General features: G+C 66.4%; 26 protein-coding genes. 15 read left to right on the top strand and 11 right to left on the bottom strand.

All coding sequences use genetic code 11. The features are described 5' to 3' along the window. Positions 1–95: 95 nt before the first annotated feature. Positions 96–926, top strand: a complete 831-nt coding sequence (locus tag ASG20_RS10590) for a ferredoxin--NADP reductase (RefSeq protein WP_056051757.1) — start codon at positions 96–98, stop codon at positions 924–926. 171 nt (positions 927–1,097) lie between these two features. Then, complete coding sequence (locus ASG20_RS10585; RefSeq protein WP_056051754.1) at positions 1,098–1,484, top strand: VOC family protein; 387 nt, start codon at positions 1,098–1,100, stop codon at positions 1,482–1,484. Between the two features lie 291 nt (positions 1,485–1,775). On the opposite strand, the gene ASG20_RS10580 is transcribed toward ASG20_RS10585, so the two are convergent. Further along, on the bottom strand, positions 1,776–2,939 hold the full coding sequence (locus tag ASG20_RS10580) for an MBL fold metallo-hydrolase (RefSeq protein ID WP_082470949.1): 1,164 nt from the start codon (positions 2,937–2,939) through the stop codon (positions 1,776–1,778). 119 nt (positions 2,940–3,058) lie between these two features. Here ASG20_RS10580 and ASG20_RS10575 point away from each other — a divergent pair, with 119 nt between their 5' ends. Beyond that, the gene (locus ASG20_RS10575; protein ID WP_056051750.1) at positions 3,059–4,639 is read left to right on the top strand and encodes an amidase; all 1,581 of its coding nucleotides are present in this window, start codon (positions 3,059–3,061) and stop codon (positions 4,637–4,639) included. A 121-nt stretch (positions 4,640–4,760) separates the two neighbouring features. Here ASG20_RS10575 and ASG20_RS10570 read toward each other — a convergent pair whose 3' ends face one another. Together ASG20_RS10570 and ASG20_RS10565 are read right to left on the bottom strand one after the other, a co-directional pair. Beyond that, a complete protein-coding gene (locus ASG20_RS10570; RefSeq protein WP_082470887.1) occupies positions 4,761–5,165 on the bottom strand; it encodes a DUF4345 domain-containing protein in 405 nt (134 codons plus the stop codon). Further along, the gene (locus ASG20_RS10565) at positions 5,162–5,620 is read right to left on the bottom strand and encodes a DUF2721 domain-containing protein (RefSeq protein WP_056053043.1); all 459 of its coding nucleotides are present in this window, start codon (positions 5,618–5,620) and stop codon (positions 5,162–5,164) included. The genes ASG20_RS10570 and ASG20_RS10565 overlap by 4 nt, the downstream gene beginning before the upstream one ends. A gap of 93 nt (positions 5,621–5,713) precedes the next feature. Here ASG20_RS10565 and ASG20_RS10560 point away from each other — a divergent pair, with 93 nt between their 5' ends. Then, positions 5,714–6,811: a GNAT family N-acetyltransferase gene (locus ASG20_RS10560; RefSeq protein WP_056051746.1), complete on the top strand. Its 1,098-nt coding sequence runs from the start codon at positions 5,714–5,716 to the stop codon at positions 6,809–6,811. A 12-nt stretch (positions 6,812–6,823) separates the two neighbouring features. On the opposite strand, the gene trmB is transcribed toward ASG20_RS10560, so the two are convergent. Continuing rightward, positions 6,824–7,504, bottom strand: a complete 681-nt coding sequence (trmB, locus tag ASG20_RS10555; RefSeq protein ID WP_056051744.1) for a tRNA (guanosine(46)-N7)-methyltransferase TrmB — start codon at positions 7,502–7,504, stop codon at positions 6,824–6,826. Between the two features lie 64 nt (positions 7,505–7,568). Between trmB and ASG20_RS10550 the strand changes: the two genes are divergently transcribed. The 4 genes from ASG20_RS10550 to ASG20_RS10535 all read left to right on the top strand — a co-directional run bounded on the left by ASG20_RS10550 (position 7,569) and on the right by ASG20_RS10535 (position 10,621). Continuing rightward, complete coding sequence (locus ASG20_RS10550) at positions 7,569–8,393, top strand: formate/nitrite transporter family protein (protein WP_056051742.1); 825 nt, start codon at positions 7,569–7,571, stop codon at positions 8,391–8,393. After that, positions 8,393–9,043 carry a phosphatase PAP2 family protein gene (locus tag ASG20_RS10545; RefSeq protein WP_056051740.1) on the top strand — a complete coding sequence of 217 codons (651 nt, stop codon included), beginning with the start codon at positions 8,393–8,395 and terminating at the stop codon, positions 9,041–9,043. The genes ASG20_RS10550 and ASG20_RS10545 overlap by 1 nt, the downstream gene beginning before the upstream one ends. Before the next feature lie 95 nt (positions 9,044–9,138). After that, complete coding sequence (locus ASG20_RS10540) at positions 9,139–9,423, top strand: hypothetical protein (protein WP_056051738.1); 285 nt, start codon at positions 9,139–9,141, stop codon at positions 9,421–9,423. A gap of 118 nt (positions 9,424–9,541) precedes the next feature. Next, positions 9,542–10,621, top strand: coding sequence for an AI-2E family transporter (locus tag ASG20_RS10535; protein WP_056051737.1), 1,080 nt, complete (start codon positions 9,542–9,544; stop codon positions 10,619–10,621). A 404-nt stretch (positions 10,622–11,025) separates the two neighbouring features. Here ASG20_RS10535 and metK read toward each other — a convergent pair whose 3' ends face one another. Next, positions 11,026–12,243: a methionine adenosyltransferase gene (gene metK, locus ASG20_RS10530; RefSeq protein ID WP_056051735.1), complete on the bottom strand. Its 1,218-nt coding sequence runs from the start codon at positions 12,241–12,243 to the stop codon at positions 11,026–11,028. 71 nt (positions 12,244–12,314) lie between these two features. Further along, on the bottom strand, positions 12,315–13,874 hold the full coding sequence (gene lnt, locus ASG20_RS10525) for an apolipoprotein N-acyltransferase (protein ID WP_056051733.1): 1,560 nt from the start codon (positions 13,872–13,874) through the stop codon (positions 12,315–12,317). A 368-nt stretch (positions 13,875–14,242) separates the two neighbouring features. Between lnt and ASG20_RS10520 the strand changes: the two genes are divergently transcribed. Both ASG20_RS10520 and ASG20_RS10515 read left to right on the top strand, forming a co-directional pair. Then, on the top strand, positions 14,243–14,662 hold the full coding sequence (locus tag ASG20_RS10520; RefSeq protein WP_056051732.1) for a VOC family protein: 420 nt from the start codon (positions 14,243–14,245) through the stop codon (positions 14,660–14,662). A gap of 9 nt (positions 14,663–14,671) precedes the next feature. Continuing rightward, positions 14,672–14,974: a polyhydroxyalkanoic acid system family protein gene (locus ASG20_RS10515; protein ID WP_056051730.1), complete on the top strand. Its 303-nt coding sequence runs from the start codon at positions 14,672–14,674 to the stop codon at positions 14,972–14,974. Positions 14,975–15,011: 37 nt separating this feature from the next. On the opposite strand, the gene ASG20_RS10510 is transcribed toward ASG20_RS10515, so the two are convergent. The 4 genes from ASG20_RS10510 to pyk form a co-directional block, all read right to left on the bottom strand. After that, on the bottom strand, positions 15,012–15,521 hold the full coding sequence (locus tag ASG20_RS10510; protein ID WP_056053038.1) for a biliverdin-producing heme oxygenase: 510 nt from the start codon (positions 15,519–15,521) through the stop codon (positions 15,012–15,014). Between the two features lie 5 nt (positions 15,522–15,526). Then, entirely contained in the window at positions 15,527–15,715 is a 189-nt protein-coding gene (locus ASG20_RS10505) for a YbdD/YjiX family protein (RefSeq protein ID WP_056051727.1), read from the bottom strand. Then, complete coding sequence (locus ASG20_RS10500) at positions 15,712–17,766, bottom strand: carbon starvation CstA family protein (RefSeq protein ID WP_056051725.1); 2,055 nt, start codon at positions 17,764–17,766, stop codon at positions 15,712–15,714. The genes ASG20_RS10505 and ASG20_RS10500 overlap by 4 nt, the downstream gene beginning before the upstream one ends. An 842-nt stretch (positions 17,767–18,608) precedes the next feature. Next, entirely contained in the window at positions 18,609–20,072 is a 1,464-nt protein-coding gene (gene pyk / locus ASG20_RS10495; RefSeq protein WP_056051723.1) for a pyruvate kinase, read from the bottom strand. A 92-nt stretch (positions 20,073–20,164) separates the two neighbouring features. Between pyk and ASG20_RS10490 the strand changes: the two genes are divergently transcribed. From ASG20_RS10490 to ASG20_RS10475, 4 genes are all read left to right on the top strand, one after another. Beyond that, on the top strand, positions 20,165–20,485 hold the full coding sequence (locus tag ASG20_RS10490) for a DUF1244 domain-containing protein (protein WP_056051721.1): 321 nt from the start codon (positions 20,165–20,167) through the stop codon (positions 20,483–20,485). 181 nt (positions 20,486–20,666) lie between these two features. Next, on the top strand, positions 20,667–20,909 hold the full coding sequence (locus ASG20_RS10485) for a DUF2312 domain-containing protein (RefSeq protein ID WP_197942503.1): 243 nt from the start codon (positions 20,667–20,669) through the stop codon (positions 20,907–20,909). Between the two features lie 88 nt (positions 20,910–20,997). Beyond that, positions 20,998–21,282, top strand: coding sequence for a DUF1294 domain-containing protein (locus tag ASG20_RS10480; RefSeq protein ID WP_056051720.1), 285 nt, complete (start codon positions 20,998–21,000; stop codon positions 21,280–21,282). Between the two features lie 79 nt (positions 21,283–21,361). Next, complete coding sequence (locus ASG20_RS10475; RefSeq protein ID WP_082470885.1) at positions 21,362–21,799, top strand: nuclear transport factor 2 family protein; 438 nt, start codon at positions 21,362–21,364, stop codon at positions 21,797–21,799. Here the strand turns inward: ASG20_RS10475 and ASG20_RS10470 are convergent. After that, positions 21,796–23,259 carry an ATP-binding protein gene (locus ASG20_RS10470; protein WP_056051716.1) on the bottom strand — a complete coding sequence of 488 codons (1,464 nt, stop codon included), beginning with the start codon at positions 23,257–23,259 and terminating at the stop codon, positions 21,796–21,798. The two genes, ASG20_RS10475 and ASG20_RS10470, sit on opposite strands and share 4 nt — an antisense overlap. Before the next feature lie 111 nt (positions 23,260–23,370). Between ASG20_RS10470 and ASG20_RS10465 the strand changes: the two genes are divergently transcribed. Further along, positions 23,371–23,916: a DUF1003 domain-containing protein gene (locus tag ASG20_RS10465; protein ID WP_056051714.1), complete on the top strand. Its 546-nt coding sequence runs from the start codon at positions 23,371–23,373 to the stop codon at positions 23,914–23,916. Positions 23,917–23,924 lie beyond the last annotated feature (8 nt).

Genomic DNA, 23,924 nt, shown 5'->3' with positions numbered 1-23,924 from the left:
AGCTGTTGTTGACCCGTCCGGCTCGCGCCCATAATGCGACCGTCTCGCAAGCCATCGATCCGCCAGCGCCCGCGCGCAGGCCAAGGAATAGACGCATGACCGCCCCGACCGTCGAAGCAACCCGCGCGCCCGCGCTGATCCCCGAGACCCCCGCGTTCCTCAACGCCAAGGTGCTGTGGGTGCGTCACTGGAACGAACATCTGTTCAGCTTCGCGATCGAGCGGCCATCCACTTTCCGCTTCCGCTCGGGCGAGTTCGTGATGATCGGTCTTCCGCAGGAGGGCGGCAAGCCGATCATGCGCGCCTATTCGATCGCGTCCCCGCATTATTCGGAGGAGCTCGAGTTCCTGTCGATCAAGGTCGAGGACGGCCCGCTGACCTCGAAGCTCCAGCTGATCCAGCCGGGCGACGAGGTGTATCTCGGCAAGAAGCCGACGGGTACGCTGGTGCTCGACGCGCTGCTGCCGGGGAAGCGGCTATTCATGTTCTCGACCGGCACCGGCCTCGCGCCGTTCCTCAGCCTGATGCGCGATCCCGATGTGTATGCGGCGTACGAGCAGGTGATCGTCGTGCACAGCGTGCGGCGCGTGAGCGATCTCGCCTATCACGACGAGATGGTTGGGCTGCTGGCGGAGGATCCGCTGATCGCCGAAGAGGCGCAGACGCAGTTCCACTATATCCCGACCGTGACGCGCGAGCCGTTCCGCACCACGCGGCGGATCGGTGCGCTGATCGAGGATGCGTCGCTGTTCGGCCACCCGGTCCGCGGCGAGCAGAAGCTCAACCCCGAGACCGACCGCGCGATGCTGTGTGGCTCGACCGAGATGATCAAGGAGTTCGCGGTGATGCTCGAGGCGAATGGCTTCGAGGAGGGCGCGAATTCGAAGCCGGGTACGTTCGTGATCGAGCGCGCTTTCGTCGGCTGACGGTCCGTCATCCTGACGAAAGTCAGGATCCAGAGCCCCATGCGGTTTCGATCGTGGCTCTGGCTCCTGGATCAAGTCGAGGATGACGGTTTGGGTGGATGGCAGCATGCGGATGGATTGTCTCCGTTGCTGAACGGGCCGATAGGCCTCTCCACCAAACAGGAGAGACACATGATCGGTTACGCGACGCTCGGCACCAACGACATCGACTCGGCGCTGGCGTTCTACGACGCGCTGTTCGCGACGGTTGGCGGCAAGCGGCTCATGCAGATGTCAGATGAGCGGAAGCTGACCTTCTATGGCGCGGGTGCGGACAAGCCGATGCTGGTGATCGGCAGGCCCTATGACGGCGCGGCGGCGACCGCAGGCAACGGCACGATGGTCGCGCTGGCGGCGGATTCGCGCGAGCAGGTAGATCAGGTTTACGCCAAGGCGATCGAACTGGGCGGCGCGGACGAGGGTGGTCCGGGGTCGCGAGGGCCTGAGCAGATGGGGTTCTACGGCGCGTATTTCCGTGATCCGGACGGCAACAAGCTTTGCGTGTTCAAGATGGGGTGAGGGACGGGCTGTGTTCGCCGCCTATCGCGTCCGAGCGGGTACACCTCCCCGGCGAAGGCCGGGGCCCAATTGGAAAGGTGGCAGTAACGAGGGGCTGTCCACCATTAACAGCCTTCCCCAATTGGGCCCCGGCCTTCGCCGGGGTGGTCGGACGTGTGGCCGGCGTCACTTTTCTCTATCGTTGTTCTCCCGCGAAGGCGGGAGCCCAGTCTGGGTCCCCGCCTTCGCGGGGAAACAGGCTTACTTGGTCGCAGGGGATACCCGACGAACAGCTTCGGGGTGACGGAGAATTTAGCGCAGGTCCCGCACCACCGGCGTATCGAGGCACTGCAACAAGGCCGCCCGAGCCATCGGCGTTACCGTCACCGGCTTCACATACCCCGCAACCTCCGTCGGCCGCCCGATCGCCACGGGCGCGAACCCAGTCTGCCCCGTGCACCGCATCGCCGCCGCCAGCAGTTTCGGCGGGGTATCATACCCCTCGAACGACAACCGGAACGTCCCCCAGTGAATCGGGATCGCGTGCGCCGCGCCCAGTCGGCGATAGACCTCGACCGCATCGACCGGCCCGATATGGCTGCCCGACTCCATCTGCCCGTCAACGAACCGGAACGCACCGATCGGGATCAGCGCCAGCCGGATCGGCCCCAGCGCCGCCGCCTCGACCGGCCATTGGCCGTCGCCCATCCCGGTATCGCCCGCAAAGAACACGTTCCCGCCCGGTAGCGTGACGACGAAGCTCGACCACAAGGCACGATTGCGATCGGTGAACCACCGGCTGCCCCAATGATGGTTGCGCGTCACGACGACGTCGACGCCCGGCTTGATCGCCACCCGCTGCCCCCAGTCGAGCGCAGTCGCCTGCGCCCCGGTCTGGCCGATCACGCTGTCGTTGCCCAAGCTCGTGACGATGCGCGGCCGATCGCGCTCCCACAGCCGCTTCAGCGTCGCCTTGTCGAGATGGTCGTAGTGATTGTGGCTGACCAGCACGACGTCGATCCTGGGCAGCGCATCGAACGCGATCCCCGGCTCGGCGACACGACGCGGACCCGTGCCGAGCGGCCCGGCCTTCTCCGCCCAGACCGGATCGGTGAGGATGTTGAGACCCTGCGTCTGGATCAACACGCTGGCATGGCCGACCCACGTCACGACCATCCGCTCGCCCTCGACGCGGGCGGGCGGCGCGATGCGGTTTACCGCGACCGATGTCGGCCACGCAGGCCGCCCATCGCAGCCGGTGAAATAGCGCCAGAAGAAGCTCGCACGCCCCCCGCCGGCCGGCTGGATCTGCTGCGTGTCGGCGTCGTTGTCGGGATTGGCGAAGTGCGCGCCGTCGAAATGGCCACTCGCGGGCCCACGATAGTAAATGCGGTCGAGGAAGCGTGGGACGATCGTCACCGCCAGCGCGACGGCCACGACCGCCAGCAGCACGATGCCCCCGACGATCTTCAACACGAGACGCACGCCATTCCCCTATCCGTTGCCGATCCGTAACGCATCGTGTCGAGCATCGTTCAGACCGCTTGGCGCAGGCCCGCAACCCCGATAGCCTCGCGCCAAAGGGGATTCGCAAAATGCGTAAGTTTATCATCGGCCTATTGCTCGCAAGCTCCATTCCAGCCGTCGCGAGCGCCAAGACGGTCGCGGTCGAGGAACAGTCGATCGACCAGCTCCAGGCGATGATGACCGCGGGCAAGGCGAGCAGCGTCGATCTCGTCCGCGCCTATCTCGCGCGGATCGCGGCGATGGACCGCAAGGGCCCGACTCTCCGCGCCGTTATCGCGCTCAACCCCGATGCACTTGCGCAGGCCAAGGCGCTCGACGCCGAACGCAAGGCCGGGCGCATCCGTGGTCCGCTCCACGGCGTGCCGGTGCTGATCAAGGACAATGTCGAGACCGCGGACGCGATGCCGACCACGGCCGGCAGCCTCGCGCTGAAGGACAATCTGACGCGCCGCGATGCGCCCGTGGTCGCGCAGCTTCGCGCGGCGGGGGCGGTGATCCTGGGGAAGACCAACCTCAGCGAATGGGCGAACATCCGCTCGACCCGGTCGATGAGCGGCTGGAGCGCGGTCGGCGGGCTGGTGCGCAACCCTTACGCGCTCGACCGTACTGCGTGCGGATCGTCGAGCGGGTCGGGCGCGGCGGTCGCGGCGAGCTTCGCGGCGGCGGCGATCGGCACGGAGACCGATGGCTCGGTGGTGTGTCCGTCGTCGCTCAACGGGCTGGTTGGGTTGAAGCCGACGCTGGGCCTCGTGAGCCGCACGCATGTCGTCCCGATCAGTCACAGCCAGGATACGCCGGGACCGATGGCGCGCAGCGTCCGTGACGTCGCGACGCTGTTCTCGGCGATGATCGCGGCCGATCCTGCCGATGCCGCGACCGCGGGGGCAGGGGCTTACAAGCGCGACTATGCGGCCGGGCTGTCGACCAGCGCGCTGTCGGGTCTGCGCATCGGCGTGATCCGGCCGGAGATGACCGCGGACCTTGCCGCGAAATACCAGGCCTCGCTTGATGTGCTGAAGGCTGCGGGCGCGGTGCTGGTCGAGGTCAAGCAGCCCAAGCTCGACGGGCTTGGCGAGGCGGAACTGCTGGTGCTCCAGACCGAGTTGAAGGCCGACCTCGACACCTATCTCGCGACCACGCCAGCGGCGGTCGGCACGCGGACGCTCGATCAGGTCATCGCGTTCAACACTGCCAACGCGGCGACCGAAATGCCCTTCTTCGCGCAGGAGACGTTCGAGGCTGCGGCGAAGACCAAGGGGTTGAACGATCCGGCGTACAAGGCAGCGCGCGCCAAATCGCTGCGGCTCGCGGGTGCGGAGGGGGTCGACGCGATGCTCAAGGCGGCGGGCGCTACATTACTGGTCGAGCCGACCTATGGCCCCGCGTGGCTGAGCGAGCCTGTGTACGGCGATCAGTACGGCGGGCCGAGCTCGAGCGGACTGCCGGCGGTGGCGGGCTATCCGAACCTGACCGTGCCCATGGGGCTGGTCCGCGGGTTGCCCGTCGGGCTGTCGTTCATCGCGACGAAGTATGGCGACGCGGCGGTGCTGGGCGCGGGCTATGTGTACGAACAACGGGCGAAGGTGCGGGTCGCGCCACGGTATCTGCCGACCGCCGATGTAGGCGCAGGGATGGAGGCTTCCCGCTAGTATGACCCGGTTAGTCTGTTGGCCGCCAGACCGCGATGCCGCACACGTTCCGTCATCCTGACGAAAGTCAGGATCCAGAGCCAGGCGGTCCGTACTGCGTGACCCTGGATCCTGACTTTCGTCACGATGACGGCGAACCGATAGCCCGCTTCGCGAAATTCCACTGCCAGAGCATCAGCAACGGCACGACCACCGTCTCCATCACCAGCCCGAGCACGTGCCCCTGCGACGGCACGCCCACCGCGATCAGCGAGATCCCGCGCGATACGCCTCCGACGAAGATCAACCCGCCAAGCAGCCGAAACCGCGGCCCCTTGCGCTCGATATGCGGAATGCAGCTCAAAAACCCCAACCCGGTCGCAAAAAAGATCCCCGAGATATACCGGAAATGGCTGTCCAGATCGCGCGGCACATCGCTCAGATGCCCGAACGGGGCCGGCCCGTGCAGCACGCCTTGGCCGCCGACGATCAGCGGCAACAGGCACGCGACCGCGATCACCGCCTGCAATATGCGTTTCTCGATCACAACAGGTCCTTCAGCAATTCAGGCCGGATCCGGAAGGCTCTCAACGACATTCTGACCTCGAAGATGAAGGAGACCAAGGCCGCGATCAGCAGGATCATCGCGAGAATGAAACAGAGCGCGACCGCCGTACCGAAATGAAGCTTGGCGAGTTCGGCGATGAACAGCAGCGCGATCAGCACGCAGGTCATGATCGCGCTTGACACCGCCAGGAACAGCGCCGCGTTGATGATCGTCATCCGACGGTCGAGCAACCGCAGTTCCCAGCCGTAGCGGGTCCGATCGGCGGCCGAGAAATTGGGGTGCAGCTGCTCCAGTTTTCGCGCGCGGTCGATCACGCGGGACAGCCGCCCGGCCAGCACGTTGAGCAACTGGCCGATGCCCGCGAGCATGAACACGGGCGCGAGCGAGAGCTGGATCGTCTGGGCGATGGTCGAAATGGCGGGGATCGTCGGCATGACGGCCACCATGCTGGGGAACGTCGCCGATTGCAAAAGGGCCGGCCGCAAAAGAGCATGCAATCGTAACCTTCTCCGCGGTATCGACGGCGAATGTCCAAGCCGATGCTTCTGGCCGACTTCGTCCGGCTGCCGCCGATCGTGCGCAGCGACGTGGTCGAGGGGCTGGCCGCCGCGATCGACAGCGTGGCGGAACGAGGCGCGCCGAGCCATCGCTTCCTCCGCTTCGGCTGGTACGCCGCCGCGCTCGCCGCCTATGGCGGGCAGGCCCGCACGCTGGTCGTCGAACAGGACGATGCGCCGGTGCTGACGCTGCCGTTCGTCCCGCGTGGCCCGCCCGCGTTGGGGATCGCGGCGATCCCCGGATGCTACTGGCCGTTCCGCAGCTTCGGCCTCGCGCTCGAACATGGCGACGCCGCGCTGAAGACCGCGCTGTCGACGCTGTCCGCGCACATCAACGGCCTGCGCATCGGCCCGGTCTATGACGATGATTTCGCCGCCACCGCGCTGATCGCCACCGCCCGCGCAAACGGCTGGGTGGTGATCGATCGCCCGATCGGCGAGAGCTGGTCGCTGGATCTCCACCCGGTCGTCGATGGGAAGCCCTGGCCGCGCCGTTCGACGCAGCGCAAGAACCGCTTCCACGAAAAACATCTTGCCGACCATGGTGCGCTCGAGTGGCGGTTCCTGTCGGGCGGCGATTGGCCTGCCGCGTTCGAAGCGCTCGGCACGATCGAGGAGAGCAGCTGGATCGCGCATGCAACCGATCGCACGGGCATGAAATTCACGCGCGACGGTCACCTCGCCTTCTGGCAGGCCGCCGTCGCCGACCCGGTCCTGGCCGCGATGTTCCGCGCGGCGCTGCTCGGCGTCGATGGCAAGCCCGCCGCCTTCTCGTTCGACATCGACACCGGCGACCTGTTGTATGCGATCGCGAACAGCTATGATCCGCGCTTCGCCAAGCATTCGCCCGGCAAGCTTCTCTACTGGCGCAATATCGCCGCCGCGCTCGCGCGTGGCACGCGCCGGATCGACTGGGGGGCGGGCGACAGCGGCTACAAGCGCGTGATCGGCGCGCGGGTCGACGCCCCGATCCGCGACTGGCTGCTGCTCAGGCCGGGGTTACCCTCGCTCGCCGGTCGCGCGTTCGGTTGGCTCTGGCGCCGCAGCGGGCATCACACCCGCAGCTAGCGCCCGCGCGGATCACACCCGCAGGTAGCGATAATACCAGACCTCGTGCCCCTGCCGCCGCGCTTTCCGCTCGTACCGCGTCTCGGGCCAGTCGTCGGGACGAGTCAGGAAGTCGTGCGGGGTGTTTGCCTGCCATTCGAAATCGCGGCGGGCGTTCATGATCATCATCGACCACCGGCAATAGGTCGGGTCGTCGGTGCCGAGCCGGAATTCCGCGCCCGGCTTCAGCTTGGCGGCGATCGTGTCGAGCGGGCCGTGATTGACCATGCGGCGCTTGGCGTGGCGTGCCTTCCGCCACGGATCGGGATGGAGAAGATACAGCCGGTCGAGGCTCGTATCGGGCAGGCGCTCGATCACCTCGAGCGCATCGCCCATGTGCAACCGGACGTTGGTCAGTCCGCCGTCGCGGATGTGCGTCAGCGCGCCGACGACACCGTTGAGGAACGGCTCGCAGCCGATGAAGCCGACGTCCGGGTTCATCGCGGCCTGTCCCGCCAGATGCTCGCCCGCACCGAAGCCGATCTCGACGTGAAGAGGGCGGTCTTCGCCGAACAGGGTCATCGCATCGATCGGACCCTCTTCGGGCACCGACAGGTCGGCAAGCGTTTCCTCGACGAGCGCAGCCTGCCCGAGACGCAGCTTGTGGCCCTGGCGACGGCCATAGAGGCGGCGGATAACAGAAGGATCGTTCATCGCGCGTGCCCTAGCGGGCGATTGCGTCGGAGCAAAGCATGACGCGAACCGTTGCACGCTCGTAATGGTCGACAACGCTTCCAATCCGCCCGGCGAAGACGTCGAGGACCTCAAGGCCGCCGATGCGCAGGACCTGCACAAGGCCGTGCGCGAGGCGGGCGAGGAGGAACTCGACCGCCCGGTGTCGTCGCTGTTCTTCTCGGGGCTTGCCGCGGGCATGGCGATCTCCAGTTCGCTGATTGCGGAGGGCGCGCTGCATCAGGCACTGCCCGAGACGCCGTGGCGGACGATCATCGTGTCGCTCGGCTATCCGATTGGCTTTCTCGTCGTGATCCTCGGGCGGATGCAGTTGTTCACCGAGAGCACGATCAGCGCGATGCTGCCGCTGGTGACGAAGCCATCGGGCTGGGCGCTGAAGCGGACGCTGCGGCTGTGGGGCGTGGTGCTCCTCGCCAATCTGATCGGGACGGCGATTACCGGCGGTGCGATCGCGGCAGGGGTGCTCGGCAACAGCGAATTGCGCGGCGCGATGATCGAGGTGTCGATGCGGATCACCGAGCTTTCGGCTTGGGCGACGTTCGTCAACGCGATTCCTGCCGGGTTCATGATCGCGATCCTCGCCTGGTCGCTGCCCAACGCGCGGCAACAGGCGTTCATGGTGATCTTCGCGATCACCTATGTCGTTGCGATCGGCGGATTCAGCCATTCGATCGTCGGTTCGGACGAGGCGTTCCTGCTGCTGTTCTCCGGCAATGTCGGCGTCTGGCAGGCGTTGGGCGCATTGATCCTGCCCGCGGTGCTCGGCAACTTGCTGGGCGGTGCGGGGTTGTTCGCCTTGCTAGCGCATGCACAGGTGCGCGGCGAGATGGACGGACAGGGCGAGACGTGATGGGCAAGACCAAGCAAGCCGCAAAGGCTGTCGAGAAAGTGGACCGCGACGCGACGCACAAGGCCGCCGAGCACCGCGACGAACCGCTGGTCAAGGCGACCGGGTTCCTCGCCGAGATCGGCGACCAGCCGCAGCTCGTGGCGACGTCGATCGGCACGGTCGTGATCGGCCTGATCGCGCGCAGGCCGGAGGTGATACGCGGGGGCGTTCGCATGCTGGCGGCACACGCGGCGGCAACCTTCGTCAAGTCGGCGATCAAGGCGTCGATCGATCGCACACGCCCCGAAAAGGCGATCGAGGACGGCAAGGCGCGGTTCGAACCGGGCAAGAGCGATGAGCACGAACAGACGTCGTTTCCCTCGGGCCACACCGCGGGTGCGGTTGCGGTCGCGCGTGCCGCGTCGCGCGACATTACCGGCGCGGGCGGTCCGGCGGCATTGATTTCCGGCGCAGTCGCAGCGGCGCAACCGGTGAACGGGAAGCATTATCTGTCCGATCTGGTCGTCGGTGCGGCGGTCGGATGGATCGCCGAGGCGATGGTCAGCGCGGTGTTCGACCGGGTCGCACCGGTGATCGAAAGCGTCGCCGCGGAAAAGCTGCCTTTGCTCGGCGCGCCAGTGGTTCTCGACGCACCGGTGGTTAAAGCCTGATTAGCCCGACTTTTTTCTACAGTACGCGGCTTCCCGCGGAACCGTTACGAGCCCGTGACGGTTTGCGATCTCGTCATAACAGGGAAATCCGCATCATGAAGAAACTCGCCATCGCCACGATGATCGCCGCCATCGCACTTCCGCTCGCCGCCTGCGGCGGCAAGGGTGACGACAAGCTCGGCAGCCAGGTCGAGAAGGCCGCCGACAACCGCGCCGACGCGCTCGACGCCGCTGCCGACAATCTCGAGGATCAGGCCAAGGCTGTTCGCAAGGACGGCGATCGCCAGTCGGACGCGATCGACGATGCCGACGTGAACGCGCAGGCGATGCCGCAGGCGCAGAAGGATGCCCTGATCAACGGCAGCGAAAAGCTCCGTTGATCCACTAGGCGCGTATCGGCGCCGACGTCATGGCCGCCTCCCGGTACCCACCGGGGGGCGGTTTTGACGTTTTGAATGACCGGATGCGTCCGGTCGATACGATGAAGGGGACACGGCAATGATCGACAGGCGTCGACTGGAATCGGGGGGCTTCATCGTCTTCCTGGTGGCGATCACGATTGCTCTATGCGTGGTCGTGTCGTCGTTCGCGGTGGCCCTGCTGTGGAGCGGGTTGGCGGCGATCCTGTTCCAGTCACTGTACCAGTGGCTGCTCAAGCGCTGGCCGGGCCGCCGCAATCTCGCGGCGGCGATGACGCTGCTGATCATCTTCGTCGCGGTGATCGTGCCGACGCTGATCATCGGCAGCCTGATGATCGACCAGTCCGCCTCGGTCTATGCCAGGCTGCAAAGCGGCCAGATCAACTTCGGCGCGTATTTCCAGCAGATCCACGACGCGTTGCCGCGCCGGATCCAGGGTGCGCTCGACAAGGCCGGGCTCAACAGCTTCGAACAGGCACAGTCGCGCGTGTCGACCATTCTCGGCAACAGCGTCCGCTCGATCGCTGGGCAGGCGCTGTCGATCGGTCGCAACGCGGCCGCGTTCGTGCTGTCGTTCGGGATCGGGCTGTACGTGACGTTCTTCCTGTTGCGCGACGGCGACAAGGTGGGACCCGCGATCCGCCGTGCGCTGCCGTTCGAGCATTCGGTGGCGGTGAAACTGGTCGACAAGTTCGTCGCGGTGGTGCGCGCGACGATCAAGGGATCGGTGATCGTCGGTCTCGCCCAGGGCGCACTCGGCGCGGTGACGTTCTGGATCGTCGGGGTGCCGGCCGCGCTGCTGTGGGGGCTGTTGATGGCGCTGACGTCGCTGCTGCCGGCGTTGGGCCCCGCGCTCGTCTGGGTCCCGGTCGCGGTCTATCTGCTGGCGACCGGCGCGATCTGGCAGGGCGTGGTGGTTGTCGTATCTGGCGTCGTGGTGATCGGTCTGGCCGACAACATCCTGCGCCCGATCCTGGTCGGGCGGGACACCGGGATTCCGGATTATATCGTGCTGGTGTCGACGCTCGGCGGAATCGAAGCGGTCGGGATCAGCGGCATCGTCGTCGGTCCGTTGGTCGCGGCGTTGTTCCTGACCGCGTGGCAGATCCTCACCGAGCAGCGGCATGCTCAGGTTACCGACGCCGTTCGTCCTGAGTAGCCGCTGAGCTCTTCGAAGCGGCGTATCGAAAAATGGGTTGGTACGTGCCTCGCCCTTGATGACCCCTCTCCCCTCGGGGAGAGGGAGGGGCTCGCACGGCGAAGCCGGGTGGGAGGGTGAGGGGGAGTGAGGCTCCGACCCTCTCCCCAACGCCCCTCTCCCTTCCGTCGCCAAGCGGCTCCTCCCTCCCTCTCCCCGGCGGGGAGAGGGACTAGTAAGGCTCAATTTCCGCGGTGCGAACCAACCCCTCCCGTCATCCTGACGAAAGTCAGGATCCAGAGCCATGATGGACGCCGCCTGTTACCCTGGATCCTGACTTTCGTCAGGATGACCGAGTGAACAAAAAAAAGCCTCCCGCGGACCGATCCGCGGGAGGCTTTTTCATATCATCAAAGGCGTCGTTATCAGGCGACGGCAGCCTTCAGCGCATCGACCAGATCGGTCTTTTCCCAGGTGAACGTGTCGCCCTGCGGCTCGCGACCGAAGTGACCGTACGCCGCCGTCTTCTTGTAGATCGGCGCGTTGAGCTTGAGGTGCTCGCGGATGCCCTTGGGCGTCAGGCGAACGAGCTTCGGCAGGACCGCCTCGAGCTTGGCTTCGTCAACGGTGCCGGTGCCATGCGTGTCGACATAGACCGACAGCGGCTCGGCGATGCCGATCGCGTAGCTCAGCTGGATCGTGCAGCGACGCGCGAGGCCGGCCGCAACGACGTTCTTCGCCAGATAGCGGGCGACATAGGCTGCCGAACGATCGACCTTCGTCGGATCCTTGCCCGAGAACGCGCCGCCGCCATGCGGGGCAGCGCCGCCGTAGGTGTCGACGATGATCTTGCGCCCGGTCACACCGGCGTCGCCATCGGGGCCACCGATCTCGAACTGGCCGGTCGGGTTGATGTAGATCGCGGTCTCGTCGGTGATGAAGCCGTCGGGCAGCACGTCCTGGAACACGCCCATGACGTAGTCGCGCAGCACGGCGTACTTGGCGGGATCAGCGTTGTCGCCCTTCTCGCAATAGCCCGGTGCGTGTTGCGTCGAGACGACCAGTGCGGTCGCGCCGACCGGCACTTCGTTCTCGTACGACAGCGTGACCTGGCTCTTGGCGTCGGGCTCGAGGAACGGCGCGGCGCCCGAGTGACGATCTTCGGCCATCTTGGCGAGGATCTTGTGGCTGTAATACAGCGTCGCGGGCATCAGGCCGGGGGTTTCGTCGGTCGCATAGCCGAACATGATGCCTTGGTCGCCGGCGCCCTCGTCCTTGTTGCCGCTCTCGTCGACGCCCATCGCGATGTGCGCGGACTGGCCGTGGAGGTTGTTCTCGAAGCGGAACGTCTCCCAGTGGAAGCCCGACTGCTCGTAGCCGATTTCCTTGACGGTGTTGCGGACAGCCGCCTCGATCTCGTCGAGTACGCCATCGGCCCACTGGTCGTTCTCGTAGATACCCTTGCCACGGATTTCACCGGCGAGGACGACGAGCTGCGTGGTCGTCAGCGTCTCGCAAGCGATGCGTGCCTGGGGATCCTTGGCGAGGAACAGATCGACGATCGTGTCGCTGATCTGGTCGGCGACCTTGTCGGGATGGCCTTCGGAGACCGATTCGGAGGTGAAGAGAAAGGACTTGCGCATGAAACCTCTTCGCAAAGGCTCGCCGGCAAAGCGCCGGGGAGCGACATATAAGGAAAGCTTTATATGTCCTTCTAGCGCTGGCGAGGGCGCAGGGCAACCGCGCTTGCTCGCGAGCGGACAACCCCAGCGATGACGAGCATGAGCACGGCAACGATCGCCGCCATCGCATTGCCGACGCGCGAGAACAGGGTCGGGGGCAAAGCGGACGGCATCGGCTGCTCGATCGCGCCGGCGGTCTCGTGTGGGACGGTCGCGACGAGGCGGCCATCGGCGGCAATGATCGCCGAGATCCCGGTCGGGGTCGCGCGGAGGATCGGCAGGCCCTCCTCGATCGCGCGCATCCGGGCTTGTGCGAGATGCTGCGGCGGCCCCCATTTGCCGAACCACGCGTCGTTTGACGGGTTGAACAGGATCCGCGGGCGGTGCGTGCGATCGACCACGTCGCCCGAAAAGATGATCTCGTAGCAGATCTGTATGCCGATCGAACCGAAGCCGGGCAGCGTCAGGTTCGCAGGCCCCTTGCCCGAGGTGAAGTCGATATCGCCGGGCACGAGGCGGGCGAGGCCGAGTGGCTTCAGCAGCCACGGCATCGGCAGATATTCGCCATATGGCACGAGGTGCGCCTTGTCGTAGCGGCCACGGAGCCGGGCTTGCGCGTCGAGGGCGAACACCGAATTGGCCGCGCCGGAGATTTGATCCCTGGCGTTGAACTCCAGCGCGGTGCCGCCGATCAGCAGAATATCCCGGGGACCCAGCAGTCTTGCCATCCGGCGGCGCAGGTAGAGCGGGCTCGACCAGCCATAGGCGTAGAACGGGTAGCCATCCTCGACATAATCGCGGACCACGCCCTCCGGCCAGACCACGAGACGCGGGGTGGCGCCGCCCTGGCCGCTCAGCTTTTCGAGCGCTGTAAGGACACGTTCGCCGTCGGTTTCGCTCCGGTCTTCCTGGCCGATGTCGGGCTGGACCACGCGGACCAGCGGCGTGCCGGGGGCGGGGGGCGGTGCATTGGTCCAGAGCGCGGACAGCGCCGCGAGACTGAGGGCTGGAATGGCGATGGCGGGGAGGGTCCAGCGACGTACCGCGAGCATCAGCAGCGCGCCTGCCGCCAATATGGTCACGCCGGACAGCGCGTAGGTGCCGATCCAGGCGGACAGCCGCGCGATGCCGATCGCGGGGAGCCAGACGACGCTCAGCGGATCCCAGGCATAGCCGGTGAACAGCGTCGCGCGGAGCCATTCGGTCGCGATCCAGGCCGCGGCGAAGACGAGCACGAACGTCGCGTCTGGCGTGCCGGGGCGACGTGCGGTCCGCCAGGCCAGCCCTGCGGCGAGCATCGGGAACAGCGCGAGATACAGCGCCAGGCCGACCGCGGCGAAATAGCCGAGCACCGGCGGCATCGCATCCTGGAAGTCGAACGCGTGCTTGAACCAGTTGTTGTTGACGGTGAAATGTCCGACCCCGAACACCCACCCGCGCCATAGTGCACCGCGCTGGGTCGGCGCATCGTGGACGAGCTTCATCCATAGCGCGAAGGCGACGAGAGTCAGCGGCCAGAGATCGAGCGGGGCGAACCCGGTCGCGGCGAGCGCACCGAGCACGAGGCAGGCGAGGGCAGGGTAACGGTTCACGCTCGCGCTATGCCGTGGCGGGGAAGGGGGGGCAATGTTTTCGGTGTGATGGGGTGGCGGCATGAAGAGCGCCCCCAACGACGTCTAGCACCACCCCGGCGAAGGCCGGGGCCCAATTGGAAAGGTAGTCGTAACGAAGCGCTTCCCTGCATTAGCGACATCCCCCAATTGGGCCCCGGCCTTCGCCGGGGTGGTTTGGGGTGGGGGAAGGCCATCCTCACCAATACTTGTTTCCCCGCGAAGGCGGGGACCCAGACTGGGCTCCCGCCTTCGCGGGAGAACAAGGAAGGGCCACCGTCCCGGTGAGTGAAAGCACCCACACAATCCTCCGGGTCGACGAACCTTCCATCCCAACCTATCTTCCCTCTATGACCCTACGCCCCTTCCACCTCGCCTTCCCGGTCCACGACCTCGCCGCCGCGCGCACCTTCTACGGCGCGACCCTCGGCTGTCGCGAAGGCCGCTCCAGCGACCAGTGGATCGACTTCGACCTGTTCGGCCACCAGATCGTTGCGCACCTCGACCCCGCCGCAAAACCCATCGCGGTCGAGAACGCGGTCGACGGCCACGCCGTCCCGGTCCCGCACTTCGGTGTCGTCCTGACGATGGACGACTGGACCGCGCTGTCCGAACGCGTCACCGCCGCCGGCGTCCGGTTCGGGATCGCGCCGTACATCCGCTTCAAGGGCGAGCCCGGCGAGCAGGCGACGATGTTCTTTCTCGACCCGTCGGGCAACGCGCTGGAGTTCAAGGCGTTCGCCAACGACGACATGATTTTCGCGACTTAAGGAACGCACATGGGCACTCCCATCACCGTCGACGTACCCCATCAGCTCGGCAAGGCGGCGGTTCGCGCGCGGCTCGACGGCAGCATCGACAAGATCGGCGCGAACATTCCCGGCGGCTCGGTGACCGATCACCGCTGGGACGGCGACACGCTGCACTTCACCGTCAAGGCGATGGGCCAGACGATCGCCAGCGCGGTCACCGTGTTCGAGACCAACGTCCACGCGGTCGTCGACCTGCCCGGCATCCTCGGCCTGTTCGCGAGCAAGGTGCAGGACATGATTCGCAAGGAAGCGCCGAAACTCCTGCGCTGAGATCAGGGGGCTAGGGATGCCAGGGAGCTCAGGGAGATCAAGCCGGCGCGCGCCGATACAGGTCGAACGCCGCCTTGGCGCCGACGATGGCCTGCTCGACCCAGGCCTCGTCGGCGGTCTCGCCGTCGATCGCGGTCAGCAATGCGCGCCACTCGCCCGACAGATGTTTAGCGCCGAGATACGCGGACGGCATCCCTTCGGGGACCGACCGCGACAGCATGACACCACCGAGCCGCGACCCTTCGACCACATACATCGCACCCCACCCGGCGGCAGCGCTCGCCGGGACGTCGAACGCCATCGGCGCGGGCATGTCTTCGCCCAGCGCGGCGAGGTCCGCGGCAAGCTCTGTCCCGCGCGACCGAACCGTCGCCAGCCCCGGAATAGCGGTCAGCCAAGCCTCGACCGCGGGCAAGGCCTTCGCGTGCGCGATCAGGAACGCGCGGTAGTCGTCCGCATCGGTCAGGTCGTAGCGCCCGAACCCCGCATCGACCGCGTCGTGATCCGCTGCCGTCGCGCTCCGCAATCGCGCGACGGTGGAAACCACATCGGTCAACAGCAGCGTCCCCCGCCCTTGCTGCCGTATCGCGCCTCCTGCCGATCGCGGAAGAACGTGCGTTCGTCCATTGGCGCGTGGTCGGGATGGCGCTCGGCCATGTGCTGACAATACGCAGCATAGGACGGCACGCCGACCATCAGCAGCGCGGTCTCGCGTGCCTTTGCGTAGAGCGCGCGGATCATTCCGCAGCCACCAGCTGAGGCGGGACTTCGGTCACCGTCGGTCGGTCGATCTTCAGCGCCGCGAGACAGGTACGGATCCCGAAGAAGACGATCGACAGCACCACCGCCAGGAACAGCGCGCACAGCCCCGCATCGATCCGGTCGTTGAGCACGATCCGCTCCATCTCCGCCATCGTCTTGGCCGGCGCGAGCAGTTCCCCCCGCGCCGCCGCATTGGCGAACTTCGACGCATGTGCGAGGAAGCCGACCTTCGGATCGCTCGCGAACAGCTTCATCAGCCCGGCGGTGATCGTGCACAGGCACAGCCATGCGGCGGGCAGGATCGTCACCCACGCATAACGCTGGCGCTTCATCCGGAACAGCACCACCGTCGCCAGCACGAGCGCAACCGCCGCCAGCATCTGGTTCGAGATGCCAAACAGCGGCCACAGCGTGTTCACGCCGCCCAAGGGGTCGGTAACGCCCTGGTACAGGAAGAAGCCCCAGGCGATCACGCAGAGCGCGGTCGCGATCAGCCCCGGCACGATCGCCGAGGCATTGCGGAACGACGGCACCGCGAGCCCGATCAGGTCCTGCAGCATGAACCGCCCGGCACGCGTCCCCGCATCGACCGCCGTCAGGATGAACAGCGCCTCGAACAGGATCGCGAAGTGATACCAGAACGCCTTCATCGCCTGCCCGCCGACGAGGTGGCTGAAGATCTCCGACATCGCCACCGCCAGCGTCGGCGCGCCGCCCGTGCGGCTGACGATCGTGGTCTCGCCGACGTCCTTCGCGGTCTGCGCGAGCAGTTCGGGCGTGATCGGGAAGCCCATCGCGGTGACCGCTGTCGCAGCCGACGCGAAGTCGGTACCGACCACCGCCGCCGGGCTGTTCATCGCGAAATACACGCCGGGATCGAGGATCGACGCCCCGACCAGCGCCATGATCGCGACGAAGCTTTCCATCAGCATCGCGCCATAGCCGATGAACTGCGCATCGCCTTCGCTGGCGATCAGCTTGGGCGTGGTGCCGCTGGCGATCAGCGCATGGAAGCCCGACACAGCGCCGCACGCGATGGTGATGAACAGGAACGGGAACAGCCCGCCCGACCAGACCGGGCCGCTACCGTCGATGAACGGGGTGAGCGCAGGCATCCGCAACGGCGGCGCGACGACCGCGATGCCGATCGCGAGCGCGACGATCGCGCCGATCTTGAGGAAGGTCGACAGATAGTCACGTGGTGCGAGCAGCAGCCAAACGGGGAGGACGGAGGCAACCGCGCCATAGCCGACCATCAGCACGCAGAGCTGCACCGGCGTCAGCGTGAACAGCGGCGCGAGCGTCGGCGAGGCGGCTACGGTGCCGCCATAGACGATCGCGGCGAGCAGCCCGATGACGCCGAGAACGGAGACTTCGCCCACCTTTCCGGGCCGGATCCAGCGCGTGTAGATGCCCATCAGGAACGCGAGCGGGATCGTCGCGGCGACGGTGAACAGCCCCCACGGGCTGCCGGCGAGCGCGCGCACCACGATCAGCGCGAGCACGGCGAGGATGATGACCATGATCGCGAATGCACCGATCAGCGCGATCACGCCGGGGACTGCGCCCATCTCCATCCGGATCAGCTCACCGAGCGACCGCCCGTCGCGCCGCATCGAGATGAACAGGATCATGAAGTCCTGCACCGCGCCGGCCAGCACGACGCCGGCGAGGATCCAGAGAGTGCCGGGGAGGTAACCCATCTGCGCGGCAAGCACAGGGCCGACGAGCGGACCAGCACCGGCGATGGCGGCGAAGTGGTGACCGAACAGGACATTGCGGTCGGTCGCGACGTAATCAAGGCCGTCGGCGCGGCGCAGGGCTGGCGTGGCGCGCGACGGATCGAGCTGCATCACATGCCGCGCGATATACCGCGCGTAGAACCGGTACGCGATTAGCTGGACGGAGACGGCGGCGGTCACGATCCACAGCGCGTTGACATGCTCGCCGCGCTCGAACGCGACGACCGCGAGCGCGCAGGCTGCGAGGAGCGCGAGTGCGCCCCAACCGATCTTCTCGCGTAGTGTCATCCGTGCGCCCTCCCGTGCGGTCCGTCATGCGCGGCATCGCGTATTCCCGCGCGGAGCGCTAGCCTAGATCGGGTTGTGACGCGCCATTGCGGTGACGCCTATCTGCGGGGCACTATGCTGAAGATCGACACGCATTCGGGTCATGCTTCAGCGCGATAAGGCTCCGCCCCGGCGGAGGCCGGGGTCTAACTGGAAAGGTGGTCGTAACGGAGCGGAGCGCATTGCCGTTACCGTCCCCCAATTGGGCCCCGGCCTTCGCCGGGGTGGTGGCGATTGGGGAACAGTTCTTCGCTCCATTGGCGTGCCGGAAAATCTGTCCGGTTGCGCGCCGTCTGTCGCCCAGGATGGCGCGGTTCGACACGAGCCTTGGACGGCGGGCTTCGTACCGAACCGAGAGTCATCACAGAACACCCAAGAGGCTCAAACCCCCTCCCGTCACCCCGGCGGACGCCGGGGCCCACCGTCCCGCACGATCCAACGCGGTTGGCCTGCGGCACGGGGGGATGCCGGAACTAGCCCGACATGACGGGTTGGGGCGCGGGCGCTTGGTGGTGCCGCAATTAGGGTGTTCGGCCGTCAAAACCGCACGGAAGATCGGGCTACCGACGCGAGCCCAATTCGAGAGAAACACCTACCGCCGCAGCTTCACGACAAGGGGCAAACCAACGCCGCTATCCACTTTGCTCCCCTCCCTGGAAGGGAGGGGCTGGGGGTGGGTTGGCCGGTTTAGGCCACTAGCGTTGGACCGTGTGAAGCCGACCCACCCCCGACCCCTCCCTTCCAGGGAGGGGAGGAGAAGGGGGAGCCGCACCTTGGCTCGTCGCCCCCACCGCCCCCAAAGCTCAAACCTGCGAATGATGCCCCTTGAGCTCATCGCCAACAATCCGAACCACATGCAGCACGTTGGTCGACCCAGGCGTCCGGAACGGCACGCCCGCGAGCACGATCACCCGGTCGCCCGCCTTCGCCATCCCATGCCGCAATGCCATCCGCTTCGACTTCGCGACCATGTCCTCGAACGATTCGACGTCGCGCGTGTGGACCGCATGCGTCCCCCACAGCAGTCCGAGCCGGCGCGCGGTCTCCTGGCTCGGCGTCAGCACCAGTAGCGGCACCGAAGGCCGCTCGCGTGCGATTCGGCGCGCAGTCGAGCCCGACGTCGTGAAGCAGATGATCGCCACCGCCGACACCGTCGCGGCGATGGTCTTCGCGGCCTCGGCGAGCGCATCCGCGGTCGTCGGATCGGGCTTCATCACGGTGAAGTGCATGCGGTCGCCATGCTCGGGATCGGACTCGACCGACACGCCGATCGCATCCATCATCGCGACGGACTCGACCGGCCACGCGCCTGCCGCGCTCTCCGCCGACAGCATGATCGCGTCGGCGCCGTCATACACGGCCGTCGCGACGTCCGACACTTCCGCCCGCGTCGGGGAGGGCGACGTGATCATCGATTCGAGCATCTGCGTCGCGACCACCACCGGGCGGCCCATCCGGCGGGAGACCTCGACGATGCGCTTCTGCAGCGGCGGCACCTGCTGCGGCGGCAGCTCGACGCCGAGATCGCCGCGGGCGACCATCACGCCGTCGCACGCCTCGACGATCTCCTCGAGCCGCTCGATCGCCGCGGGCTTCTCGATCTTCGCCATCAGCGCCGCCTTGCCGCCGATCAGTTTCCGCGCTTCCCACAGATCTTCCGGGCGCTGGACAAACGACAGCGCGATCCAGTCGACGCCCTGGTCGACCGCGAAGTCGAGATCGCTGCGATCCTTCTCGGTCAGCGCCGCCATCGGCAGCACGACGTCGGGGACGTTCAGACCCTTGCTGTTCGACAACGCGCCGCCGACCTCGACCCGCGTCGTGATCTCTCGCGGGCTATGCGACACGACGCGAAGGACTAGCTTGCCGTCGTCGAGCAGCAGGCGCGCGCCCGGCTCGATCGCCGCGAAAATCTCGTCGTGCGGCAGTTCGACACGCGTCGCGTCGCCCGGCGTCGGGTCGCGATCGAGCAGGAAGGTCGAGCCGGTTTCGAGTACCGTGCGGCCGCCTTCGAACTTGCCGACGCGCAGCTTCGGCCCCTGAAGATCGGCGAGGATCGTCGACGGCCGACCAAATTCCTTCTCTAGCGCGCGAATCGCCTGGATCACGGCGATCTTCGACTGCTGGTCGCCGTGGCTCATGTTGATTCGGAACGCGTCGGCGCCGGTGCGGAACAGCGTCGCGATCATCTCGGGCGTGCTGCTGGCAGGGCCTAGCGTCGCGAGGATGCGGACTTTCCGCGAACGGGGTGCGATGGCCTTGGTCATGCGGTGCGTTTTCCTCGGCGTTTCCTGGGGGAGATCTTTGCCGCGATGGGCCTTAAACCCTATCTCCGCGGGATCAACCACGGAGCACAGTAATGAACCCCGAAACCGGCTCGCTTGATACGCTCGACGATGCCGTGGCGGCACAGGCCTTTCGTCGCCTGATCCGCCACCTCCGACACCGCGAGGACGCGCAGAACGTAGACCTGATGGGTTTGGCCGGTTTCTGTCGCAACTGCCTGTCCGACTGGGTCGAGGAAGCGGGCGGCCTGTCGAAGGATGCGGCACGCGAGACGGTGTACGGAATGCCGTATGCGGAATGGAAGGCGCATCATCAGGGCGACGCGACACCCGAGCAGCTCGAACGGATGAAGGCGAGCGTTGCAAAGAACGCGCCCAAAAACGGGGCCGTCTGATTCAGGCGATTGAGCCTAACACGGTAAACGCCTAGACGCGGGCCCGCACCCAATTCGGCATGATTCAGGACGTCTCCGGACGACGATCACCGGTGCGGGCTTGTATCTTGATTGGCTTTTGACCGGCGCGTGGGCGCTGGCGAGTGGGGAATTTTCGATGTCTGACGAACGGCAACACGGCATGGGCGGCGGCGCGGTCGCAGCGGACGAACTGCGCCTGCTGATCGAGCGCGCCGAGCGTCTCGAAGAAGAGAAGAAGGGTATCTCGGACGACATCAAGGACGTGATGGCCGAAGCCAAGGGCCGCGGGTACGACCCCAAGGCGATCCGCAAGATCCTGTCGATCCGGAAGAAGAAGAAGGAAGAATATCAGGAGGAGGAAGCGATCCTCGAAGTGTATCTCCAGGCGTTGGGGATGATCTGAGGATTCTGATCTCGCGCGGTGCCTCCCCCGATATGGTGTCGGGTCGCGAGGGGGCACCGCGTTAAACCGCTCGATGTACCGGTAGAGAATGTTTCTCCCGATCTTCGCGGTATCCGTCCTGTTCCTGATCATCAACATGATCACCGTCGCTGCGTTCGCGATCGACAAACGGCGATCGTCGACCGTCGCGTTGCGGATTCCGGAGTCCCGCTTGCTTTGGTTCGCGGCGCTCGGCGGTAGCCCCGGTGCGTTCTGGGCGCGGAATCGCTACCGGCACAAGACACGGAAGCAACCGTTCGTCGGCCGGCTTCAACTGATCGCGATGGTACAAGTCGGCGTCGTCGCAGGTCTCGCCATCGCTTTCGCATTCTAGGTTCGACAACTCGCAGCTTCATTGCCGCACCTCAAGCTTAGGTGTATTGCCGTTATGCAACATTGCACCGGGGGCAAGCATGCGGGTATTTCTGGGAATTGCGGCGGCATTGGTCAGTGCTCCCGTTGCGGCGCAATCGGTCGAGACCGATGCGCACAACCTCGCTCAGCGGGCGGAGGCGTTCGTCCAGGTCCGCAACCGGTTCGACCAGGCGGCGATGATCGCGATGATGGCGCCCGAATACCAGGAAGTGTCGCCCGTCGGCGAGGTCGATTCCCGCGAGCGCGTGATCGGGTTCTATGCGCCCGACAAGAAGAAGCCCGCGCCGCCGATGACGATCACCGAAACCGTCGCGCGCCCTGCTGGCACGATCGGTGTCGTCACGATGCGGATCGCTTATGCGGTACCCGGCAAGGACGGCCAGCCACAGTCACGCGCGCTGCGCGCCGGCTTCGTCGCGCGGCGGATCGGCAAGGAGTGGCGCTTCGTGTCGGCGCAGTTCACGCCGATCCGCTAGGCCGCTTCCGCCGGCAGCGTCGTCCAGCCCAGCCCGGGGATCGTGATCGAGCGTTTGCCGGCGAGATCGGTGCGGCAGACGATCAGTTCGCGGCTTTCTATATAGCCGATCAGACGCTTCACCCGACCCAGCGAACTCGTACCGTACGTGGCCGCAATGCGCGCGTCCGACGGACACGGCTCGCCTTCCCGAGCAGCACGCGCGACCAGCAAGAACGCACCGAGCATGTCGTCGGGCAGCCCGCTCGCCACGTCGAGCGCGGCGGTCCAAGCCTCGTCGGTCATGTCGAAGATGCCGGCGCGTGCGCAACTCAGCCGCCGCACGAAACCTGGCAGGTCGAGCGGCGGCTTGGCGAGACCGCCCATCCGGCACCGCACCTGGAAGTCTTGGAACAGCACAGATGGCGGGCGCAGCGTCGATTCCGGATCCTCGACGATCGCGCGGAACACGTCGGCGTAGACCGCCTCGACCTCGTCGTCGGTCTTCTCGGGCGGCGGCGGTGCGGCGGTGCGAGGCTCGGGCGGGCGGGCGATGCCGTCGAGCAGTTCTTCCGCCGGCACGCGACGCGGGCGCGAATCGAACATCAGGCCGAGTTCGGGCGCGTCGACCACCGGCTCGGACAACAGGTCCTGAAGGTCCATGGGCGCGGCGCTGGGGAGGGGGGTGAGCTTTGGGCTGCCGCTGCGCGCGGAGGTCGCGACGTCGCCGATCTTCACCGTGATCGGCCGGCGCGACACCGCCGGCCCGAGCGCCATGAACGTGCCGCGCTGGAGATCGCGAATCGCTTCGGCCTGGCGTCGCTCCATCCCGAGCAGATCCGCCGCGCGCGCCATGTCGATGTCGAGGAAGGTGCGGCCCATCAGGAAGTTCGACGCTTCCGCCGCGACGTTCTTAGCAAGCTTGGCGAGACGCTGCGTCGCGATCACCCCGGCGAGGCCGCGTTTACGGCCACGGCACATCAGGTTGGTCATCGCCGCCAGCGACGCCCGGCGGACCTCTTCCGAGACTTCGCCGCCGGTGACGGGCGCGAACATCTGCGCTTCGTCGACCACCACCAGCACCGGGTACCAATGCTCGCGCGGCGCATCGAACAGCGCGGAGAGGAACGACGCGGCGCAACGCATCTGGCCCTCGACCTCGAGGCCTTCGAGGCTGAGCACCGCGGACGTCCGGTGTTCGCGCAACCGCGTCGCGATGCGCGAGATTTCGCGTTCGCTATAGTCGCCGGCTTCGATCACGACATGACCGTGCGGCCCCGCGAGCGTCACGAAATCGCCCTCCGGATCGATCACGATCTGCTGGACATGCCCCGCCGATCGCTCGAGCAAGCGGCGCAGCAGATGCGATTTTCCCGAGCCCGAATTGCCCTGCACCAACAGGCGGGTGGCGAGTAGTTCCTCCAGGTCGACGCCGACGGCAGTACCATTGCCGTCGGTGCCCATATTCACGCTAACCGTCATGCCGCGCGTTTGGCAGGTGCGGGCGTGTGGGAGCAAGGAGTCTTTGTGAGTTCGGTCGCAACGCCGGCTTTGCGCGCTGGCATAATCCGCATTCCGGGCTAGGGCGCAAACATGGCCACGAAATCCTCCCCGCTCGCCGATCTCTCGCAGCGACTGCTCGGCAAGGCGCCAAGCGATCTCGACGAAGAGGAGCGTCGCGTCCTCGCCGGGATCGAGGCGGGGACCACCGTCAGTCGCGATGCCGCCGACGTGTCCGACGAGCGCGCCACCTTCGGCGAGCGACTGTCGGACCGCGTCGCGGCGATCGGCGGGTCGTGGGGGTTCATCATTGCGTTCAGCGCGGTGCTGATCGGCTGGATGCTGCTGAATTCGGACATCCTCGCGCATTTCGGCCGCGCGTTCGATCCGTATCCCTACATCTTCCTCAACCTGCTGCTCTCGACCGTGGCGGCGATCCAGGCGCCGGTGATCATGATGAGCCAGAACCGGCAATCGGCAAAGGACCGCCTCGCGGCCAGTCTCGACTACGAGACCAATCTGCGCGCCGAACTCGATATCCTGCGCGTGCATCACAAGATTGATCACCTGGTGCTCGCGCGGCTCGACGCGATCGAGCAGAAGATCGACGCTCTGGCGAAAACGGCCTCACCGTCCTAAAGCCACCG

It is taken from the genome of Sphingomonas sp. Leaf198 (assembly GCF_001424005.1).
GTDB lineage: Bacteria > Pseudomonadota > Alphaproteobacteria > Sphingomonadales > Sphingomonadaceae > Sphingomonas.
Note: the sequence above shows the minus strand (reverse complement) of the source record. Positions and strands in the feature narration are given on the sequence as shown.

Coding starts and splice junctions, on each gene's coding strand:
- ASG20_RS10590 (WP_056051757.1), top strand. CDS start 96: ATGACCGCCCCGACCGTCGAAGCAACCCGCGCGCCCGCGCTGATCCCC.
- ASG20_RS10585 (WP_056051754.1), top strand. CDS start 1,098: ATGATCGGTTACGCGACGCTCGGCACCAACGACATCGACTCGGCGCTG.
- ASG20_RS10575 (WP_056051750.1), top strand. CDS start 3,059: ATGCGTAAGTTTATCATCGGCCTATTGCTCGCAAGCTCCATTCCAGCC.
- ASG20_RS10565 (WP_056053043.1), bottom strand. CDS start 5,620: ATGCCGACGATCCCCGCCATTTCGACCATCGCCCAGACGATCCAGCTC.
- ASG20_RS10560 (WP_056051746.1), top strand. CDS start 5,714: ATGTCCAAGCCGATGCTTCTGGCCGACTTCGTCCGGCTGCCGCCGATC.
- trmB (WP_056051744.1), bottom strand. CDS start 7,504: ATGAACGATCCTTCTGTTATCCGCCGCCTCTATGGCCGTCGCCAGGGC.
- ASG20_RS10550 (WP_056051742.1), top strand. CDS start 7,569: ATGGTCGACAACGCTTCCAATCCGCCCGGCGAAGACGTCGAGGACCTC.
- ASG20_RS10545 (WP_056051740.1), top strand. CDS start 8,393: ATGGGCAAGACCAAGCAAGCCGCAAAGGCTGTCGAGAAAGTGGACCGC.
- ASG20_RS10540 (WP_056051738.1), top strand. CDS start 9,139: ATGAAGAAACTCGCCATCGCCACGATGATCGCCGCCATCGCACTTCCG.
- ASG20_RS10535 (WP_056051737.1), top strand. CDS start 9,542: ATGATCGACAGGCGTCGACTGGAATCGGGGGGCTTCATCGTCTTCCTG.
- metK (WP_056051735.1), bottom strand. CDS start 12,243: ATGCGCAAGTCCTTTCTCTTCACCTCCGAATCGGTCTCCGAAGGCCAT.
- ASG20_RS10520 (WP_056051732.1), top strand. CDS start 14,243: ATGACCCTACGCCCCTTCCACCTCGCCTTCCCGGTCCACGACCTCGCC.
- ASG20_RS10515 (WP_056051730.1), top strand. CDS start 14,672: ATGGGCACTCCCATCACCGTCGACGTACCCCATCAGCTCGGCAAGGCG.
- ASG20_RS10505 (WP_056051727.1), bottom strand. CDS start 15,715: ATGATCCGCGCGCTCTACGCAAAGGCACGCGAGACCGCGCTGCTGATG.
- ASG20_RS10500 (WP_056051725.1), bottom strand. CDS start 17,766: ATGACACTACGCGAGAAGATCGGTTGGGGCGCACTCGCGCTCCTCGCA.
- pyk (WP_056051723.1), bottom strand. CDS start 20,072: ATGACCAAGGCCATCGCACCCCGTTCGCGGAAAGTCCGCATCCTCGCG.
- ASG20_RS10490 (WP_056051721.1), top strand. CDS start 20,165: ATGAACCCCGAAACCGGCTCGCTTGATACGCTCGACGATGCCGTGGCG.
- ASG20_RS10485 (WP_197942503.1), top strand. CDS start 20,667: ATGGGCGGCGGCGCGGTCGCAGCGGACGAACTGCGCCTGCTGATCGAG.
- ASG20_RS10480 (WP_056051720.1), top strand. CDS start 20,998: ATGTTTCTCCCGATCTTCGCGGTATCCGTCCTGTTCCTGATCATCAAC.
- ASG20_RS10475 (WP_082470885.1), top strand. CDS start 21,362: ATGCGGGTATTTCTGGGAATTGCGGCGGCATTGGTCAGTGCTCCCGTT.
- ASG20_RS10470 (WP_056051716.1), bottom strand. CDS start 23,259: ATGACGGTTAGCGTGAATATGGGCACCGACGGCAATGGTACTGCCGTC.
- ASG20_RS10465 (WP_056051714.1), top strand. CDS start 23,371: ATGGCCACGAAATCCTCCCCGCTCGCCGATCTCTCGCAGCGACTGCTC.